Origin of the sequence: Pseudalkalibacillus hwajinpoensis (genome assembly GCF_015234585.1) — a bacterium.
GTDB lineage: Bacteria > Bacillota > Bacilli > Bacillales > Guptibacillaceae > Guptibacillus > Guptibacillus hwajinpoensis_B.
Map to the genome: position 1 here is coordinate 1,567,908 of NZ_JADFCM010000008.1, position 18,569 is coordinate 1,586,476.

At 39.0% G+C, this 18,569-nt stretch carries 18 protein-coding genes; 11 read left to right on the plus strand and 7 right to left on the minus strand.

Going from position 1 to position 18,569, the window contains the following annotated elements:
- The first annotated feature begins 12 nt into the window (after positions 1-12).
- The 8 genes from IQ283_RS19660 (at position 13) to IQ283_RS19695 (ending at position 7,341) form a co-directional block, all read left to right on the plus strand.
- On the plus strand, positions 13-294 hold the full coding sequence (locus tag IQ283_RS19660) for a hypothetical protein (RefSeq protein ID WP_194221756.1): 282 nt from the start codon (positions 13-15) through the stop codon (positions 292-294).
- 250 nt (positions 295-544) lie between these two features.
- Positions 545-934, plus strand: coding sequence for a VOC family protein (locus IQ283_RS19665; RefSeq protein WP_194221757.1), 390 nt, complete (start codon positions 545-547; stop codon positions 932-934).
- Positions 935-1,133: 199 nt separating this feature from the next.
- Positions 1,134-1,985, plus strand: a complete 852-nt coding sequence (locus IQ283_RS19670; protein WP_194221758.1) for a MurR/RpiR family transcriptional regulator — start codon at positions 1,134-1,136, stop codon at positions 1,983-1,985.
- A gap of 26 nt (positions 1,986-2,011) precedes the next feature.
- The gene (locus IQ283_RS19675) at positions 2,012-3,391 is read left to right on the plus strand and encodes a YjiH family protein (RefSeq protein ID WP_194221759.1); all 1,380 of its coding nucleotides are present in this window, start codon (positions 2,012-2,014) and stop codon (positions 3,389-3,391) included.
- Between the two features lie 18 nt (positions 3,392-3,409).
- Entirely contained in the window at positions 3,410-4,528 is a 1,119-nt protein-coding gene (locus tag IQ283_RS19680) for an amidohydrolase (protein ID WP_194221760.1), read from the plus strand.
- Positions 4,529-4,545: 17 nt separating this feature from the next.
- A complete protein-coding gene (locus tag IQ283_RS19685; protein ID WP_194221761.1) occupies positions 4,546-5,367 on the plus strand; it encodes a GNAT family N-acetyltransferase in 822 nt (273 codons plus the stop codon).
- Complete coding sequence (menC, locus tag IQ283_RS19690; protein WP_194221762.1) at positions 5,357-6,469, plus strand: o-succinylbenzoate synthase; 1,113 nt, start codon at positions 5,357-5,359, stop codon at positions 6,467-6,469. The genes IQ283_RS19685 and menC overlap by 11 nt, the downstream gene beginning before the upstream one ends.
- A 539-nt stretch (positions 6,470-7,008) precedes the next feature.
- Positions 7,009-7,341, plus strand: coding sequence for an LAGLIDADG family homing endonuclease (locus IQ283_RS19695; RefSeq protein WP_194221763.1), 333 nt, complete (start codon positions 7,009-7,011; stop codon positions 7,339-7,341).
- Between the two features lie 398 nt (positions 7,342-7,739).
- On the opposite strand, the gene IQ283_RS19700 is transcribed toward IQ283_RS19695, so the two are convergent.
- Entirely contained in the window at positions 7,740-8,282 is a 543-nt protein-coding gene (locus IQ283_RS19700; RefSeq protein WP_194221764.1) for a hypothetical protein, read from the minus strand.
- A 222-nt stretch (positions 8,283-8,504) separates the two neighbouring features.
- Here IQ283_RS19700 and IQ283_RS19705 point away from each other — a divergent pair, with 222 nt between their 5' ends.
- Entirely contained in the window at positions 8,505-9,044 is a 540-nt protein-coding gene (locus IQ283_RS19705) for a 2'-5' RNA ligase family protein (RefSeq protein ID WP_194221765.1), read from the plus strand.
- A 62-nt stretch (positions 9,045-9,106) separates the two neighbouring features.
- On the opposite strand, the gene IQ283_RS19710 is transcribed toward IQ283_RS19705, so the two are convergent.
- A complete protein-coding gene (locus tag IQ283_RS19710; RefSeq protein ID WP_194221766.1) occupies positions 9,107-10,279 on the minus strand; it encodes a MalY/PatB family protein in 1,173 nt (390 codons plus the stop codon).
- 219 nt (positions 10,280-10,498) lie between these two features.
- Here IQ283_RS19710 and IQ283_RS19715 point away from each other — a divergent pair, with 219 nt between their 5' ends.
- Complete coding sequence (locus IQ283_RS19715; protein WP_194221767.1) at positions 10,499-11,077, plus strand: DUF4184 family protein; 579 nt, start codon at positions 10,499-10,501, stop codon at positions 11,075-11,077.
- Between the two features lie 41 nt (positions 11,078-11,118).
- On the opposite strand, the gene IQ283_RS19720 is transcribed toward IQ283_RS19715, so the two are convergent.
- The 5 genes from IQ283_RS19720 to IQ283_RS19740 form a co-directional block, all read right to left on the minus strand.
- On the minus strand, positions 11,119-11,784 hold the full coding sequence (locus tag IQ283_RS19720) for a TVP38/TMEM64 family protein (protein WP_194221768.1): 666 nt from the start codon (positions 11,782-11,784) through the stop codon (positions 11,119-11,121).
- A gap of 70 nt (positions 11,785-11,854) precedes the next feature.
- Positions 11,855-12,349: a metal-dependent hydrolase gene (locus IQ283_RS19725; RefSeq protein WP_194221769.1), complete on the minus strand. Its 495-nt coding sequence runs from the start codon at positions 12,347-12,349 to the stop codon at positions 11,855-11,857.
- Between the two features lie 157 nt (positions 12,350-12,506).
- Positions 12,507-14,933, minus strand: a complete 2,427-nt coding sequence (gene parC / locus IQ283_RS19730) for a DNA topoisomerase IV subunit A (protein ID WP_194221770.1) — start codon at positions 14,931-14,933, stop codon at positions 12,507-12,509.
- A gap of 2 nt (positions 14,934-14,935) precedes the next feature.
- Complete coding sequence (parE, locus tag IQ283_RS19735; protein ID WP_194221771.1) at positions 14,936-16,906, minus strand: DNA topoisomerase IV subunit B; 1,971 nt, start codon at positions 16,904-16,906, stop codon at positions 14,936-14,938.
- Positions 16,907-17,221: 315 nt separating this feature from the next.
- Entirely contained in the window at positions 17,222-17,614 is a 393-nt protein-coding gene (locus tag IQ283_RS19740) for a hypothetical protein (RefSeq protein ID WP_194221772.1), read from the minus strand.
- Positions 17,615-17,979: 365 nt separating this feature from the next.
- Between IQ283_RS19740 and IQ283_RS19745 the strand changes: the two genes are divergently transcribed.
- Positions 17,980-18,561, plus strand: coding sequence for a biotin transporter BioY (locus tag IQ283_RS19745; protein WP_194221773.1), 582 nt, complete (start codon positions 17,980-17,982; stop codon positions 18,559-18,561).
- Positions 18,562-18,569 lie beyond the last annotated feature (8 nt).

The window sequence follows — 18,569 nt, forward strand, 5'->3', positions numbered from 1 at the left end:
AAGTGACCTGAAGTGTACAATAAAAAGCGTAATCAAAAAGGGAAAGGGAAAACCGCTACCGTCATGGCATTAAGTGCATTAGGAGGAGCGGCTGCATACGCACTAACTAGTCGGATGCAGGACGGGTTTATGGGCATGCAACAGCATCATTCTCAACAAAATTCTTCCCATCAACCTCAATCGCACTCTCAACATCAAGATCCAGAAGCTTTGAAGCAAATGGCTTCCGCTCAAGGAATCGATAATGATGCCATTGCCCAATTCACAAACGCAATAAAAGACGATTTGCGCTAATTTAAGCACTCCCACTTGGGGGTGCTTTTCTTACGAATTACCTATGTTAGCTTAAACTGTTGAATAAAGAGAACGGATCAGCTGAATCCCCTATAATTAGTTGGGATTACCCTTACCTTTTACGTTAAGAAGAATAGAAATTTCAAGAGACGCCAAACCGTTCTTTTATCAATTACTAAAGGTCAGTCACTTCTTTTGTAGAATAGATAGAATAGTACGTGATTTCCCTTAAACAAAAAGGAGTGTTTAAATGATTAATCAAATCGGTCAAATCATGCTCTACGTGGACAATCAGGAAGAAGCACTAACATTTTGGACGGAAAAAATCGGTTTTCACTTAGTTTCGAAAGAAGATAACGATAGTCCAATGAAATGGATGGAGATTGCGCCTACTTTGGAAGGGGGAGCGACGAGTATCGTCCTTCATGATAGAGCGTTTATTGCGAAGATGGAACCTGAATTAAATCTCGGAACACCATCGCTTATGTTTTTCACTGAAGATATCGATCGGCTATATGAAGATTTTAAAGGCAAGGAAATAACTGTTGGAGAGATCGTATCGATGCCTTCAGGACGAATCTTTAACTTTGCCGATCCAGAAAATCACTATTTCGCGGTTATGGAGAGAAACAAAGCATAAAAGAAAGACCTTCTCCTCACATGATTTTATGACGAACACTATCGACTACTCGATGGTGTTTTTTTGATGTAATAAAACAGAATCTTATATAGGACGGTAATTAAAATCAGAATAATCGAAAATAAACTAGCGCTGAAGTATTTAATGCATTATAATAACATCCAAGAAGGATATACTTCACTAAATTAAAGGAGTAGTTATGAAGCATTTATCAATCAATCAAATGGTTAAAAAACACTATTCATCACTTTCTCCAGGTCAGAAGAAAGTTGCAGAATGGATCACTCAAAATGATGAGGAAGGAGCATTGCTTACTGCTTATCAAATGGGGAGGAAAGTAGGTGTAAGTGAAACAACTGTCATTCGATTCGCCTATGCACTAGGATTTAAAGGATATTCTGAAATGCAAGAAGCCGTGCGGCGTCATTGGTTAGAGAAAAAGCAAGATCATGAAGAATTTCCTTCACACGTACAAGAACCAACAGAGCAGACTCTTTTCAAACAGGTGATAGAAAAAGAAACATCTGTCCTAAAGCAATTATTAGCACAATTAGATGTAGAAGAGGTCTGGAAGGTAGTCGATCATTTCATTGAGGCAAAAAGTGTATACATTGCAGGGTTTGGGAGTTCCTATGGAGCGGCTTACTGGTTGTATTATAACTTAAAGCAATTCAGAGCAGGTGTATTTCTATCTGAATCAATGGCTTTTTCTCCTGAAGATCTTTGTGACCTTACGCAAGATTCAGTCGTTGTTATTCTTTCATTCCCGCGTTATCACAAAGAAGCGATCGAACTTGCTACATTTACTCAAAGGCTAGGAATTCCTGTCGTATCCATTACAAATCGGCATTTATCTCCAATTGGTCCGCTTTCTACAATAACGTTAACAACCGAAGAGAAGATGGACTCAGGACACCATTCCATTGCCTCTGTCATTAGCCTTCTAGAAGTGATCATTCAAGGGGTACAATTCAAAGATCGAGAACGAATAAGTCTTCGCCAACAAACGTTGGAACAACTTTATAGTGAGCGTAATTGGTTTGTGGAATAAACTTTGAGAATAAAGGTGGAATGGGAATGAATGAATTATCAAAACGTAACGAAACAGTTAAGGTTTCACATTTTTCTACAAAAGATATCTTAACCTTTTTAATTCCGTCGTTAATAGGGATCCTCTTATTTATTGTGCCGATAACACAGGATGGAGGTATCACGATCCCTGTGGCGTTTCTAGCGGGACAAATTAACGCTTCAATCGGCGAACTCATACCTGCTATAACGGTTTTTATTATGGTGGTAGCGACAGTAGGATCATTTGTAGCAGTAACGATTAAACCTCAATTCTTAGCAAGAAACCCAGCTTTACATACGTTATTACACGTTCGTCCATTCTGGTTAATTGCGCGTTTACTCGGAACAATATTTGCTGTCATGACGCTATACCAACTAGGACCAGAAATGATTTACTCTGAAAATACTGGTGGGCTTTTAATTTATGACTTAATCCCAATCTTATTTTCAACATTTTTACTAGCTGGGCTATTGTTGCCGCTTCTTCTCAACTTTGGACTTCTTGAGTTTTTTGGGGCATTGCTTATTAAAATCATGAGACCGCTCTTCAAATTGCCTGGTCGATCATCTCTTGATTGTCTTGCATCATGGGTAGGAGACGGAACAATCGGTGTTCTTCTCACAACAAAGCAATACGAAGATGGGTATTACACAAAAAGAGAAGCCGCTGTTATTGCGACCACTTTTTCTGTTGTTTCCATTACATTTACAATCGTCATTATTTCCTATTTGAATTTGGAGCAGTATTTTCTACATTACTATGCAACCATCATTTTTGCTGGACTTGTAGCGGCACTCATCATGCCACGCATTCCACCATTGTCTCGAAAGTCAAATAAAGGATATGAACATACAGAATTAAAGAAAGAAACGGGGATTCCAGAACAATTTTCACCCGCTAAATGGGGCTTTAATCAAGCCGTTTCAAAAGCCCAAAAAAATAAAGGACCGATGAGCGTAATAAAAGAAGGCGTACAGAACGTATTAGACATGTGGTTAGGCGTTTTACCAATCGTAATGGCTATAGGTACCATTGCTTTGATTACAGCAGAATTCACCCCATTCTTTACGATTCTAGGGAAGCCGTTTGAACCGATCCTAACATGGATGCAAGTGCCAGAAGCTGGTGAAGCCGCTCAAACAATGGTTGTCGGATTTGCGGATATGTTTCTACCAGCTGTGATTGGTAGTGGCATTGAAAGTGAATTAACCCGCTTCGTCATTGCCTGTGTATCTGTAACACAATTAATATACATGTCTGAAATGGGTGGATTACTCCTCGGGTCTAAACTTCCTATCAGCATTGTCGATTTAATCATCATTTTCTTAATTCGCACATGTATTACACTGCCGATCGTTGTTGGTATCGCTCACCTTATCTTTTAAAAGAAAGGAAGTTCGAATGTGAATTTCGTAGAAGAAAACCATGATAAGATCTTAAAAACATATCATGAGCTACATCAACTTGCTGAGCCAAGCTGGCAAGAAGAGAAAACAGCTCATTACTTAAAGGAAAAGTTAGCGGAAGTCGGTTATCACATCCAAACCTTTCAGGGGCACTTTGGATTTGTTGCAGAGTTTAAAGGAAAAAAGGCTAATGTGATCGCTCTTCGTGCAGATATGGATGCGCTTGTTCAAGAGGTAGAGGGGGTTGTTAAGCCCAATCACTCCTGCGGTCATGATGCGCATAGCACAATGGTGCTATTTGCCGCATTATCACTCATAAAAGAGCCGATGCAGCATACCATTCGCTTTATCTTTCAACCTGCGGAAGAAATGGCTGAAGGAGCACTAAAAATGATAGAAGAGAATGTGCTAAAAGACGTTATTTTTCTAGCCGGGATTCATTTGCGCCCATCTATGGAGATTTCTTACGGCAAAGCCGCACCGATTATTTCGCACGGTTCAACCACCAGTATAAAAGGTTGGATCAAAGGCGTACCTTCACACGCCGCAAGACCTGAGACAGGTAATAACCCGATTGAAGCAGCAGCGGTTTTAATTCAGGAAATCCAGCGTATTCGGTTAAATGTTCCTGATCCTTTTTCAGTGAAGATTACTGAGCTTCATGGCGGGGAAGCATCTAATTCTATTCCCGCTAAAGCTCGCTTCACACTGGACTTAAGGTCAAGGTCCAACGAAACAATGAAGAAACTGATCGATCAAACGAAATACATCATTTCTAAAGTAGGAGAGCTAACAGAAACAGAAATAGCGTCTGAAATAGCCGAATATTCTCCAGCCGCTGTTAAGAACGATTTGGCCATTACCCTCGCTAGAAAGGCAATTACTTCTTCTTTAGGTGCTAACAATGTAGTGGATGAGTGTGTATCACCAGGAGCGGAGGATTTTCATTTTTATTCATTAAAGTATCCTCATCTTACTGCAACCATGATTGGGCTAGGATGTGATTTAACGCCTGGATTACATCATCCTGATATGCAATTCAACAAGGAAGCATTGATCGATGGCACGAAAATCCTCATTCAATTGTTGTTAGAAGCCGATCAATATGAATGGTAAGAAAGAAGGGATACGAGTTGAAAGCAAACGTACTTAAATCATTAACGATCCGCACCCTTCATTCGGTTGAAGAGCTTGAGGAAGTGAGACGCTTAGAAACAATCGTATGGAGCTTTGATGATTCCGTACCAGTGAATCAAAGTATGGCCGTTGTCAAAAACGGTGGATTTATATTAGGAGCCTTTTATCAAGACAGACTTATCGCTTTTCAATATAGCTTTCCAGGATTTAATGGTGAGAAAGTGTATCTTGTTTCTCAAAGTTTAGGCATTCATCCAGATTATCGAAGACTAGGAATTGGTGAAAGACTGAAAATCGAACAAAGAAAAACAGCGTCAAACATGGGATACGATTTCATTACGTGGACGTATGATCCGCTAGAGACGGTTAACGGCACGCTCAACTTACACAAGTTAGGGGCAGTCGTGAGTACGTACCTTCCAAATGTCTACGGTCTCATGGATGATAATCTCAATGCAGGGATACCAACTGATCGCTTTTTAGTTGAGTGGGATACGAATGAGATGAAGCGAAGTACTGAAACGAATCCAACGATACCTTATGCTCTTATACCAGGTGGAGATAACCTTTTTAGCAAGCCTGAAAAAATAGACCTTTCCCTTAATGCTAGTAAGATATTTGTACCTGTTCCAGGAAACTTTCAAGAAATCAAAAAGTTCGATCTATCACTAGCTATTGACTGGAGAGAACAAACAGGACTTGTTTTTTCTAACTACCTAGAGCGAGGGTGGAAAGTGACTGATTTACTAAAAAGGGAAGAGTATCCACATCATTATGTATACCTCTTAGAGAAAGGTGATCAAAACAATGAAAATTAGTAGCATTATCTTAAGACAAATCAAGATGGACCTACTTCATCCTTTTACAACAAGCGTTGGAACCGAGCGAGACAAAGATATTATACTAGTTGAAGCGAGATCTCATTCTGGCCAATCAGGATGGGGCGAATCGGTCGCCATTATGGAACCAATTTATAACGAAGAAACCGTTCGTACCAATTGGCACATGATGAATGACCATTTAATTCCGCTGCTTCATCAACAAGACATCACTCACCCTGATAAGGTATCAGAACATTTCAAGAAAATTCGCGGCAATTATAACGCCAAAGCGGCGATTGAATGTGCGATATGGGATCTATATGCTAAAGAAAACAACCTTCCGTTAGCTCAAGCACTTGGCGGGGTGAAGAATAAAATAGAAGTTGGCGTCAGCGTAGGAATTCAATCTTCACATGAAAACATCTTAAAGCAAATAGATGAATATCTCCAGAGCGGGTACAAACGCATTAAGATTAAAATCATGCCTGGTTGGGATATTGAGATTCTAGCTATGATACGCAAAAAATTCCCAACGATCGAGTTAATGGCCGATGCGAACTGCGCTTATACACTCGATGACATTGAACACCTTAAGAAGCTAGATCAGTTCCATTTAATGATGATTGAACAGCCTCTTGCTCACGACGACATCATTGATCATGCCAAACTTCAAGCTCAATTGGATACACCTATTTGTTTGGATGAAAGCATTCATACTTATGAAGATGCGAGAAAAGCCATTGAACTTGGAAGTTGTCGAATCATTAACCTTAAAATCGGTCGCGTTGGAGGCTTAACTGAATCTAAGAAAATCCATGACCTATGTACAAAGCATCATATTCCTATGTGGTGTGGCGGGATGTTGGAAGCAGGGATTGGCCGAGCCCATAACCTCGCCATCACTTCACTCAGTCAATTTACATTGCCAGGAGATACAGCTCCATCAGCTCATTACTGGAAGCGGGATATTATTAAACCAGAAGTAGCAATGAACAATGGTTATATCGACATCCCTGAAGGTCCGGGTATAGGATTTGAGCCTGATCTAGAATATATTAACGAATTGACGGTACATAAGGATGTAGCAGTGTTGAAATAGAAATTAATAAATGCGGAAGTCACTTATTTTAATAGAGATAAGTGACTTTTTTGTTTTCTAAGTACCTTTTTTGGAAAAAGAACTGTAATTCATAACAAATATGAAGATTATAAGATCAAAAAGTGCCAATTTTACGACCACGGAACATTTGTTCTCCGTCAAATTTGTTTAGTATTTTGTGTAGGTGAGCTATTTTACTAAAATCAACTAAAAGTGAGTGGAATTTAGTAAAATATGACGTTCTAGATACAAAAGTGCCAATTTTACGAGGCTGCGAACATTTGTTCTATTTTGTGTTTATAATATAAAATAGATGAAAAGGAGGTTATAAAATGTCTAAAATGAAACTCAGTATGAATGAAGTGATATCTCTCTAGGAGAGCGGTTCTAGTACTAGCGAAATAAGCTTATTAGCAGGAATTTCTGACAGACACATTCGGCAGCTACTGACCAATAATGGCGTCGAAAAACAAGCAAGAGGGAGCTGGAAAAGGAAATACTCGTTTAATGAAGATTATTTTAAGCATTGGACGAACGACATGGCTTATTTACTTGGATTTTTTATTGCTGATGGATATATTGCCTCTCAATCACAATCTATTGCTTTTACGCAGAAAGATCCAACTATTCTGGAGGAAATCAAGAACGTTTTCGATTCAAATCAACCTTTATATAAAAATAAAAATACCGGGGTATACAGTTTGCTTTTTCACAGCAAAATTATGAAAAACGATCTTCAAACGCTATTTAATATCACATCTGAGAAAAGTTACAATATCACGTTTCCGATTGTATCAGAACAATATATTCATTATTTTATAAGAGGAGATTTTGACGGCGATGGTCACGTAAATATATGGATACTTTGCTAACAACGCTAACGCAGTATGGATTTGATCCATATATGAGTTAAAATGGAAAACACTACCGAGTTTTTATTACTGGCAGGAAACCAATTAACCAATTCGCCGATTGGATTTATCATGACAAGTCACTTTATTTAAAACGTAAATATGAAGCTTTTGCTCAGGAAACATTTACAGCTGATGAACTGCTGATCGAAAACGAAACCGAGATCGCAAATAAGCGTTCAATGAATTGATATGAATCCAAATGAAGCAAGTAGAGGAGTACACAAAAGTTCATTTGTACTCCTTTGCTAAATTTTTATTTTAGTTTACATAATATATATTATAGGAAGTCGATCCAAAATAGTGAATTCCGTCTCATTCGTTAAGTAAACTTAAGATAGTGAGACGGAATTGAAATTTTATCCGATTTTTAAAATACGCGCTAAATCATCGTTTAAATCATAGCTATTAATTAAATAAGAATGAAATTCTTTATTTTCATTATCGTTTCTAGAAATAATAACAGTATCTTCATCTAGGTTGATTCTAAGTTCTTTGCCAGTTTTTAAATAAATGATGAAATCAGCATCTTTAACTTGAACACGATGATTCGGTAACTGTGTTAAATCATTGTTATCTAGTTTATTAACCCAACTAACTAATGTTGATTCATCCTCATTTGACGTGATAACTTCACTTTCTTGCTGATCGCTTCTATGTACCTGTATTTCATAGATGTTCTGTTCATCGATCTTTTGATGCAAGCTGCTTTCAAGACTTGTGGCACTTGCAGTATGCGCATATTTATCATTCTTGTAGTCTATATAAACTTCAGCTGTTTTTAGATATCCAAATGCGAGAACAGAGAAAAGTAGGATGGTTAGAAGTCCTTTTGTTGCTTTTTTCATACAAATCACCCGCTTTCCTTTTCCAGCTAATGCTGTGGTTAAATGCCTAAACACTTCACCTCTTTCATCATAACAAAATTTTATTATATTTCATTCAATTATGGGAGTTTTTTTATAATTTTCTTAGCGTTTTAATAGTACTTTTGTTTTATTTTCGTAATCATCTTATCCTATTAAAGGGGTAAAACATTGGATAGCGAATTAGTGCATAGTACATCTATTCTTGTTAAATCGGTATAGCACTTCTATTCATCTACTTACGAAGGAGATTATTCCATGCCATTTTTTATTGCAGTCCTCCCTCCTCACCAGATTATCGAGAGAATTCATTCCTTTCGAAAGAAATGGGATTATCATGAACCTTCGCCACCACATATCACAGTAAAAGCTCAAAGTGGTTTAACAGCAACCGATGATTGGGTTGAAAAAATTGAGCGTATTTGTCGGAACTTTCCCGCTTTTGAATTGAAGCTAGGTGCCCCAGCTACATTTGGCTCAAATGTTTTGTTTAGTAGCGTATTATCTAAGGAGATCATCTCGCTTCATTTACTATTAGTTGATGCTATTAAGCCTTCACTACAAGAACAAAAAATGTATTATGAAGTAACTGATTTTATTCCTCATTTAACGATTACTCAGCAACATGAACCAATAGATCCCATTCAATTCAATAAGATAAAACGAGATGCAGAACAAACACTAGACGAATTCGAGCCCTTTTTGGTTCAATCCATTCATATTTTTTCAATGAATGCCTCCAAAACTTATACACCTGTTCTTGAACTTCCTTTACGTCCAGTAAACAAACTGTATTAAGGTTAGCTGGTCCCTCTAAATCAAAAAAACGCCCGTGATGTTCCAGGGCGTTTTTTGAATCATTATTTTGATTTCAAGGCTTTCTCCAAACGTTCTAAGCCTTCTTGCAATACTGAACGTGGACAGGCAATATTAATGCGCTCAAAGCCTTTTCCACCTTCCCCAAATATATAACCTTCATCAAGAGCCAACTTAGCTTCTTCCTGAACGAATTGTTCAAGTTCTTCATGTGTCATCGACAGGTTACTGAAATCCAACCATACAAGGTAAGTACCCTCTGGTTCAATCACTTCTATTTCTGGTAGACGCTCATTAATAAATTGAGTAAGATACGACAGGTTACCTTGTAAGTACTCCATCAACTCTTCAAGCCATTTCTCGCCATGAGTGTATGCCGCTTCTACAGCAATAATACCAAATGGACTTGGTGCAAACAGACCCAATTTCCCCATATAGGCGTTAAATTGCTCCCGCTTCTTCTCATCTGGAATAATGATCGTCGATAGCTGCATGCCTGCAAGATTAAATGTTTTACTTGGTGCGATGCACGTAATCGTATTTGCTGCGATCTCCTCTGAAAGAGTTGATAGAAGCGTGTGCTCATACCCTTTGAAAATAAGATCAAAATGAATATCGTCTGAAACGACTAGCACATCGTTCGCTAAACAAAGCTCAGCAAGCTGTCTAAGCTCATCTTTCTTCCACACTCTTCCTACAGGGTTATGCGGATTACATAGTAGTAACATGGTCACTTCAGGATCTTTAAGCTTTGTTTCGAGGTCATCAAAGTCCATCGCATACTTGCCATTTTCTTGTATGAGAGGATTATCAACGACTTCCCGCTCGCTCTTTTCAACCATATCACGAAACGGATAGTAGACAGGCGATTGAATAACCACTTTCTCTCCCTTGTTCGTATACGTGTTAACAGCAGCGGATAGCGCTGGAACAACTCCTGGCGTGAAAACGATCCAATCCTGTTCAATTGACCAATTATGCCGTCGACTAAGCCAGCTTTGCACCGCTCCCTTCGTGTCTTCTGTCGGCATAGAGTAACCAAATATCCCATGCTGAATTCGCTTTGTAAGAGCATCAATTACTGCCTGTGGAGCACGAAAATCCATATCCGCTACCCACATTGGCAGCAAGTTTTCCTTTTCAAATATGGTATCTGTGTGATCCCACTTTACTGAATGTGTATCAAATCGGTTAATTCGTTCATCAAATACGCTCATAGTGTGCCTCCATTTGTTCAATAGTCCATCTTTTACTTTATCAAAACTTATCCGATCTGTCAGAGACGGCGCTTCTCTCTATCTTCTCGTACATTTAATTTAAAAAGACAGTAACATAGGTTGATGGTAGAATGAATGAAAGTAAGAATACTTATAGCTTATATCCATTTCAATAAGGTATACCTGAGATACTATGTTTAAAGTGAGGGTTAATTCATTATGAATACATTACACCATGCCTTCTGGAGCTATTTTTTCTTTCGGAAAAAAAGTAGGCGTACCGTTAAGTATCTTGTTATAGGTGGCATTGCACCTGACATCATTTATTATGTGATGTCTTTATACTTATTAGCTGAACGAAGTATCGAGAAAATCATCAATCCAGAAATAGAACTGTCCCTCCATTATTTTATACACGGCTTGTTTGAACATCCTATCGTTGATGTATTTCGGAAACTTGATCATTCTATCGTGATCTGGTTCATTGCCTTTATTCTTCTCATGAACATTCATCGAGGTTTTAAGCTGACCGCTCTGTCTGGGTTTATATGGGGATGGTTTTTACATGTTTTAGTGGACTTTTTAACACATGTGAGTGATGCTGTGCCGATCTTCTATCCTATTAACAATACCGTAATCCCTGGAGTTGTTTCTTATTGGAATCGTGATTACTATGGTACTGAGTTTAGTATTACTCATGGTATTGTTCTCGTATCAACGGTCATCTACCTTATCCTGGAACGGCGTCGTACAAAGAAAGTGATAAATGAAGCTCGAAGTAAAGAAATTCAATCATAATAAAAAAGGAGCAAGCGTCGTTTAACGACCTGCTCCTTTTGTTATTTCGTATTCTCGTCAAGCGTCGGATCCTTTTTGGTTACTCGATTCCGAATGAGTATTGGAATAACCGAAAGAAAAATAAAAACGCCTACCGCAATGGCAATAATCTTTGGATCACCTGAGACTAGGCTACTACCTAAAAAGTTGTATGCAAATGTCCCTGGAATGATACCAATAAGCGTACCAAAAAAGAATGATGCAAAACGAATTTTAGATAGTCCTGCTGAATAACTAATTAAGTCAAAGTTAAAAAGAGGAACGAACCGAAAGAATAATACATAAAAGAATCCGTTCTTCTCAAGCTGTTCTTGTAATTTACGTCCTTTTCCTTGCCAATCTTTATTTGCGATCGATTTACCTAGCTTTCTTGCTACAATAAATGATAACACCGCTCCTCCTGTTGCCCCAATCACTGTATAAAAGGTTCCAAACAAAGAACCAAATGCTAGCCCACCTGCAATGGATAAGACAGAGGCTGGGAAAAAAATAAGAGGACGAATGGTGTAAATCACTATATAAACAATCGGTGCGAGTATGCCAAACGATAATATCCAATCCCTGATCTCTTCTACTTTAAAATCAAGGTACGAACGGCTGAACCAAATTAATAAACCAACAACGATGACTATTGCAAACCACTTGAACCATACCTTTGGATGTTTCATCTTCCCATCCTCTCTCAACACTTCTCATGTCTACCTTAACTGAATGACATGAAATTTGCTGTAACATGGCTTACATCATTTGTTTGTATACTAGAAAAAGCGTTAGGATGATCAAACTACTTGATACGACACCTTCGCCCTTCGATGCCGTTTTCAAATAAAGCGGAAATCGTACGCGAAGAGGGATGGGATAAAACAATTGAATACCTCTTACTGTCATGGCATCCAGCACAATATGACTAACGATGCCAACTAGAAGTCCAATTTGAATCAAGTGGTCGAATTGAAAGCTGAATGTTGACATCAACCAGTAGATTAGAATGATAAAAAGAATACTGTGAGTGATGGTACGATGACCAAAAAACCTGCTTATCCCTTTGGATAATGTCCTGGCCCTGCGTCCCGTCCATGATCCCGGATGACATATGTCCGGAAGAAGTGAACCAAAAAGACACGCTCCGTAAAAGACGATCAGTTCTGGTGCATCTAATTTATCTGTTATGTAGTAGCTTTGAGCGGCTACGCCAAGGCATATACCACCAATGGCGTGTGTTTTCCCCTCCATTTTATTCCTCCTTCATCTGTGTTTTCTTGTTCGTATTGTTGGAAAGTGCCATTTTAGAGGGGGTGCAATCATATGTTCGCATATCATTAAGTATAACACAAATCGATCACCACAAATACTAAAAAAAGACCCGCTCTGAAGCGGATCTTTTGATTGGTTATTCGGGTTTGTCGATTTTTTTGATTTCGATGGCATCGCCAGTTTCACTTATATCTAGAACGAAAGAACCATTACTATAGCGATCATTAGGTCTGTACGTAGATGGATCGACTTCTACCGGCTCACCTTTTTTCGTTCGAACGATAATCAAGTCTTGTTTAGTTGTCGCGGCTACACCAACGACACGATGAGGATTTGATTTTAATTCTCTTAGCATCACGACACCACGCTTGGCCCTTGTGGTAATCTCAAATTCACTTAACTGCATTTTCTTGACTGCCCCTCTATGAGTGACAAGGAAAATGTCATGCTTAGCTGTTGGTTCATAAATAATTCCGCTCACAACGTAATCATCTTCTTTTAAATTAATGCCCTTCACTCCGCTTGCCCGCTGCCCGACAAGACTTATCTCTTCTTCTTTAAACCGAAGTCCGTAGCCGAAGTGTGTAGCTAGAAAGACTTCTTTACTTCCGTTTGTCCTGTATATATCAATCAATTCATCTTCTTTTTTTAACTTAAGAGCCATGAGAGGCTTTGAATAACGCTGAGCTTTGTATTGAGAAAGCTCTGTTTTCTTAATCATCCCTTGCTTGGTCACAAAGACGAGGAATTGATCATCTTTAAACTCTTTGACTTCCATTGCTTCAATAATTCGTTCGTCAGATTCAATGGAAACAATGTTTGCAACGTGCTGTCCTAAATCTTTCCACCTGATTTCTGGTAGCTCATGGACAGGCAAGTAAAGATAGCTTCCTTTATTCGTAAATAGCAAAATCGTGTGAGTCGTATTGCTATCAAATTGTCGTAGCAGCGTATCCGTTTCTTTCATTCCGAAGTCTTTTCCATTCGATGCCGCGTAAGAACGAGGGCTCGTCCTCTTAACATAGCCATCTTCTGTCACCGTTACAATCACGTCTTCAGATGGAACCATGACTTCAAGATTAACTTTGATATCTTCAATTTCATCTTCGATCACAGTCATACGACCATCTGCATATTTCTTACGGATTTCTAATAATTCTTTTTTGATAAGATTGACAAGTCTTTTCTCACTTCCAAGAATCGTTTCAAGCTTGTTAATAAGCTGGCTAAGCTCCTCAGATTCCTTTTGAAGCGTTGTGATATCCGTGTTTGTTAAGCGATATAGCTGTAAGTTTACAATCGCTTCGGCCTGAGCGTCTGTAAATTCGTATTGAACCATTAAATTGTTTTTAGCATCACGCTTATCCTTTGATGAACGAATCGTCGCAATCACTTCATCCAGAATAGAAATGGCACGAATGAGGCCTTCTACAACGTGCTGACGGTCTTTCGCACGTTTTAAGTCATATTCTGAGCGACGAATAACAACTTCCTTCTGATGTTCAATATAAGCCTTTAGAATTTGTTTTAATCCCATTTGCTTCGGTGTTTTGTTGTAAATGGCCACCATATTATAGTTATACGTAATTTGAAGGTCAGTTGCTTTGTATAAATATTTCAATATACCGTTAGCATCTGCTTCTTTTTTCAACTCAATAACGAATCGAAGACCTGTACGATCCGTTTCATCACGGACCTCTGAGATCCCTTCAATTTTTCGATCTACTCTTAGTTCATCAATTTTCTTCACAAGGTTCGCTTTATTGATTTCATATGGAATTTCCGTCACAACAATTTGTTGACGTCCTCCGCGAACTTCTTCAATCTCTGCTTTGCCACGTAAAATGAATTTTCCTTTGCCCGTTTCAAATGCTTTACGAATGCCTTCTGTTCCCTGGGCAATGCCACCAGTTGGGAAGTCAGGTCCTTTAATAACGCCCATTAACTCTTGAAGTGTTACGTCAGGATTCTCCATTTGCATAACTGCAGCATCGATAACTTCTCCAAGGTTATGAGGAGGAATGTCCGTTGCATAACCCGCTGAAATACCCGTTGAGCCGTTAACGAGCAAGTTAGGAAAACGTGCTGGTAAAACAATAGGCTCATTTTGTGTATCGTCAAAGTTTGGAGCAAACTCAACTGTATCTTTATCAATATCTCGTAGAAGTTCTGATGAAATTGCTGCAAGGCGAGCTTCTGTATAACGCATCGCAGCGGGTGGATCTCCATCGACACTACCGTTATTACCATGCATCTCAACAAGAACGTTTCTTACTTTCCAATCCTGCGTCATTCTGACCATTGCATCATACACGGACGTATCTCCGTGTGGATGATAGTTACCAATAACGTTACCGACCGTTTTAGCCGATTTTCGAAATGCTTTCTCTGCTGTGTTACCTTCATGGTGCATCGCATAAAGAATACGACGTTGCACAGGCTTCAGACCGTCCCTTGCATCGGGCAGGGCACGGTCCTGAATAATGTATTTACTATAGCGACCAAAAGCGTCTCCAAGCACATCTTCCAGTGGGAGATCTAAGAATTTTTCTGCGTTAGCCAATGTTACGCCTCCTCTTCAATAATGGAAATGTTCTCATTCTCGATGATATTTGTTTCTTCATTTAATCCGAATGCCACATTGGACTCAATCCACTGTCTTCGCGGTTCGACTTTATCTCCCATAAGAACGGAGACGCGCCGTTCTGCACGAGCAATGTCTTCAATCTTTACGCGAATCAATGTGCGGCTCTCAGGATTCATCGTTGTTTCCCATAATTGATCGGCGTTCATTTCACCTAGACCCTTATAGCGTTGAATCGTATAGCCTTTACCAACCTTTTTCATAGCCTCTTTCATGCCATCTTCATCCCAGGCGTATTCCACAACTTCCTTCTTGCCTTTACCTTTACTAATTTTATATAGCGGTGGAAGAGCAAGGAATACCTTTCCATGTTCAACTAACTGCTTCATATAGCGGTAGAAGAAAGTTAATAGAAGCACCTGAATATGAGCGCCGTCGGTGTCGGCATCCGTCATGATAATTACTTTATCGTAATTTGAATCTTCTATAGTAAAATCAGGTCCGACTCCCGCTCCAATAGCATGAATAATCGTATTGATTTCTTCGTTCTTAAAAATATCCTGCAACTTCGCTTTCTCCGTGTTGATAACTTTCCCTCGTAGGGGAAGGATTGCTTGCGTACGACGATCGCGTCCTTGTTTAGCTGAGCCTCCAGCTGAATCTCCCTCAACCAAGTATAGCTCATTCTTTTTGGGATTACGCGAAGTAGCTGGAGTCAGTTTTCCGCTTAGAATGGTTTCCTTGCGTTTACCCTTCTTACCAGATCGTGCATCTTCTCGTGCTCTTCTTGCAGCTTCCCGAGCTTGAGCGGCTTTAATGGATTTTTTTATTAGCATTTCACTAATGGACGGATTCTCTTCTAAGAAATAAGAAATCTGACCGGATACGATCGCATCAATCGCTGAACGTGCTTCACTTGTCCCTAGCTTGCTTTTCGTTTGCCCCTCGAACTGCAGCAATTCTTCAGGAATACGAACAGAAACAATGGCCGTAAATCCTTCGCGAATATCGTTCCCCTCAAGATTCTTATCCTTTTCTTTAAGTAGATTCACTTTCTTAGCATAATCATTGATCACGCGCGTAATGGCTGTTTTCATTCCAGATTCGTGTGTTCCACCGTCCTTCGTTCGGACGTTGTTTACGAATGAGAGAACATTCTCTGAAAATCCATCATTGTATTGGAAAGAGAAATCTAGTTCAATACCATTGCTCTCACCGGTAAAGGTGACAACTGGATGAAGCGTCTCTTTGTCTTCGTTTAAATAGTTGATAAATGCCTCGATACCGGTTTCATAATAGAAGACTTCTTTGCGGTCATGACGCTTATCATTCAGTTCAATCTTTAGTCCTTTAAGCAGAAATGCAGCTTCACGTAAACGTTCACTAAGGGTATCGTAGTTATAGTTTAGCGTGCTAAACATCGATGTATCCGGCTTAAAATGAATCGTCGTTCCCGTTTTGCGCGTTTTCCCAATATTTTCGAGAGTTGTTGCCGGCTTACCCCCATTTTCGAAACGTTGTTTGAAGATGAATCCATCGCGATGAATGGTCACTTCAAGCCATTCAGAGAGAGCATTTACTACAGATGCGCCTACACCGTGTAGTCCACCGCTCGTTTTATAACCACCCTGTCCAAATTTACCACCAGCGTGGAGAATCGTAAGGATAATTTCTGGTGTTGGTTTGCCAAGTTTGTGCATTCCAACTGGCATACCTCGACCGTTATCTTCTATACTGACACTATTATCTTCATATAAAGTAACGTTGATTTCATTCCCATGTCCTGCAAGAGCTTCATCAACTGAATTATCAACGATTTCATAAACTAGATGATGCAAACCTCTTGAGTCCGTGCTTCCTATATACATACCTGGACGCTTTCTAACCGCTTCAAGGCCTTCAAGAACCTGGATTGAATCGTCACTATACTCTTGCTTTTGTTTTGTTACCATGTTTTTCCCCTTTCAACTTGCTGTATAGACTAGCCTACCATACGAGAACGGGTGTTTCTATATTTTCTTATACCCTATCCTTTTTTTAAAGCATTGCCACATCGCAGTCATTTTAATAGCCAGGCAGTGGTTTACAGCTTCTTACTGAATGCGTCTCAATAGAAAAGGAATGATTCCTCTAAGCTTTTATTAGCAAAAGACTTTCTTTGTTCCTTCAAGTTTTCCCACTATGAGAACGACGATTATTTCCGTATTAAAAAATCCTGCACAGTGGCAGGAGAGAAAAAAACATCGAACCGTATTGTACCTTATTGTCTATTCTTCATCAATTGTTTTCACGACATGCACGTTACCTTCTTCATAACCAAGCGTAACGATATGACCTTCTTCAACCGACTCCCAATCAGATTTATCGGCTAAATAAGGAGTTTCGTTAACAATAAGATAATAATAAGGTTTTTCAACTGGCGTATTTGTCGCCTCTTCTGCATTTTCACTTGTTACATCTGCTTCATTTTCAACATTACTTTCATCTTTTTGAGCCGTCTCATTCTTAAGTTTTGGTTCTTCATAGCGGATCATCTTTTTTTGAACCTCACCTGTTACATTTTTAAGCTGTTCATCCTGTCCATTTGCGAAAGCAGTGCTAACGGCAAGTACGAAACATAGCAATAAAATAGACAGGAGAGTTCCTCTTAACAAGTTCATACAGAGGCTCCTTTCAACATACTTTCGCTCTTAGTTTACCATAGATTTTTTGTTGAGTAGTGCGTTTTCTCATAATCGTCTTCATTCCTCCGCAAAAAACATTTCGTTAAAATAACAATTCATTGACCGCACTTGGAGAGATCTTGACTGAAGTTTTCGTTTCCACAAACAAAAATATGTTAACTTTATATAAATAAAGGGTGTCGTTTAAATGTATATAAACTATTTAAATACTAAATCCCATTAAAACCAATTAATTTCATTCACTTGCTAACATTAATGTTAACTCAATATAAATTTATGTTGACACAATTTGATTTTTCTTTTACGATTCATTATAGTGATAACGAAAGTGAGGATCAGTCATGAGGAAAATGAAAACAATTGATTTAGTTTACGCAGGTATGTTCGCAGCATTAATGGCCGTTGGAGCAAATATTGCTCAATTCCTTGTTGTCGGTGGCGTGCCCATTACACTCCAAACTTTTTTCGCTATTTTAGCTGGCCTTCTACTCGGCAGTCGTCTTGGCGCTATTTCATTGACTGTTTACGCATTCGTTGGTCTTGCCGGTGCGCCAGTTTTTGCGCAGTTTACTGGTGGTCCTGCCGTCTTATTTAAACCAACATTTGGATTTATTCTATCTTACATTTTAGTTGCTTATGTAGCAGGGAAAATCGTAGAATCAAAATCTAAACCAACTATGAGAACATTCATGATCGCAAGCTTTACTGGATTTATTTTGAATTATGTTCTAGGAACAAACTATATGTACTTCGCATACAAGTTTTGGGCTGAAGCGCCTGAAGGATTTACTTATGGAATGGCATGGATGTGGATGGTTGCTCCACTGCCGAAAGACGTGATTTTATCAATAGTAGCTGCTCTCATCTCACCTCGCATCTACAGTGCTGTTACGAAAACAGCAAAGCGAGCGCAAGTAGCTTAACACTGCAT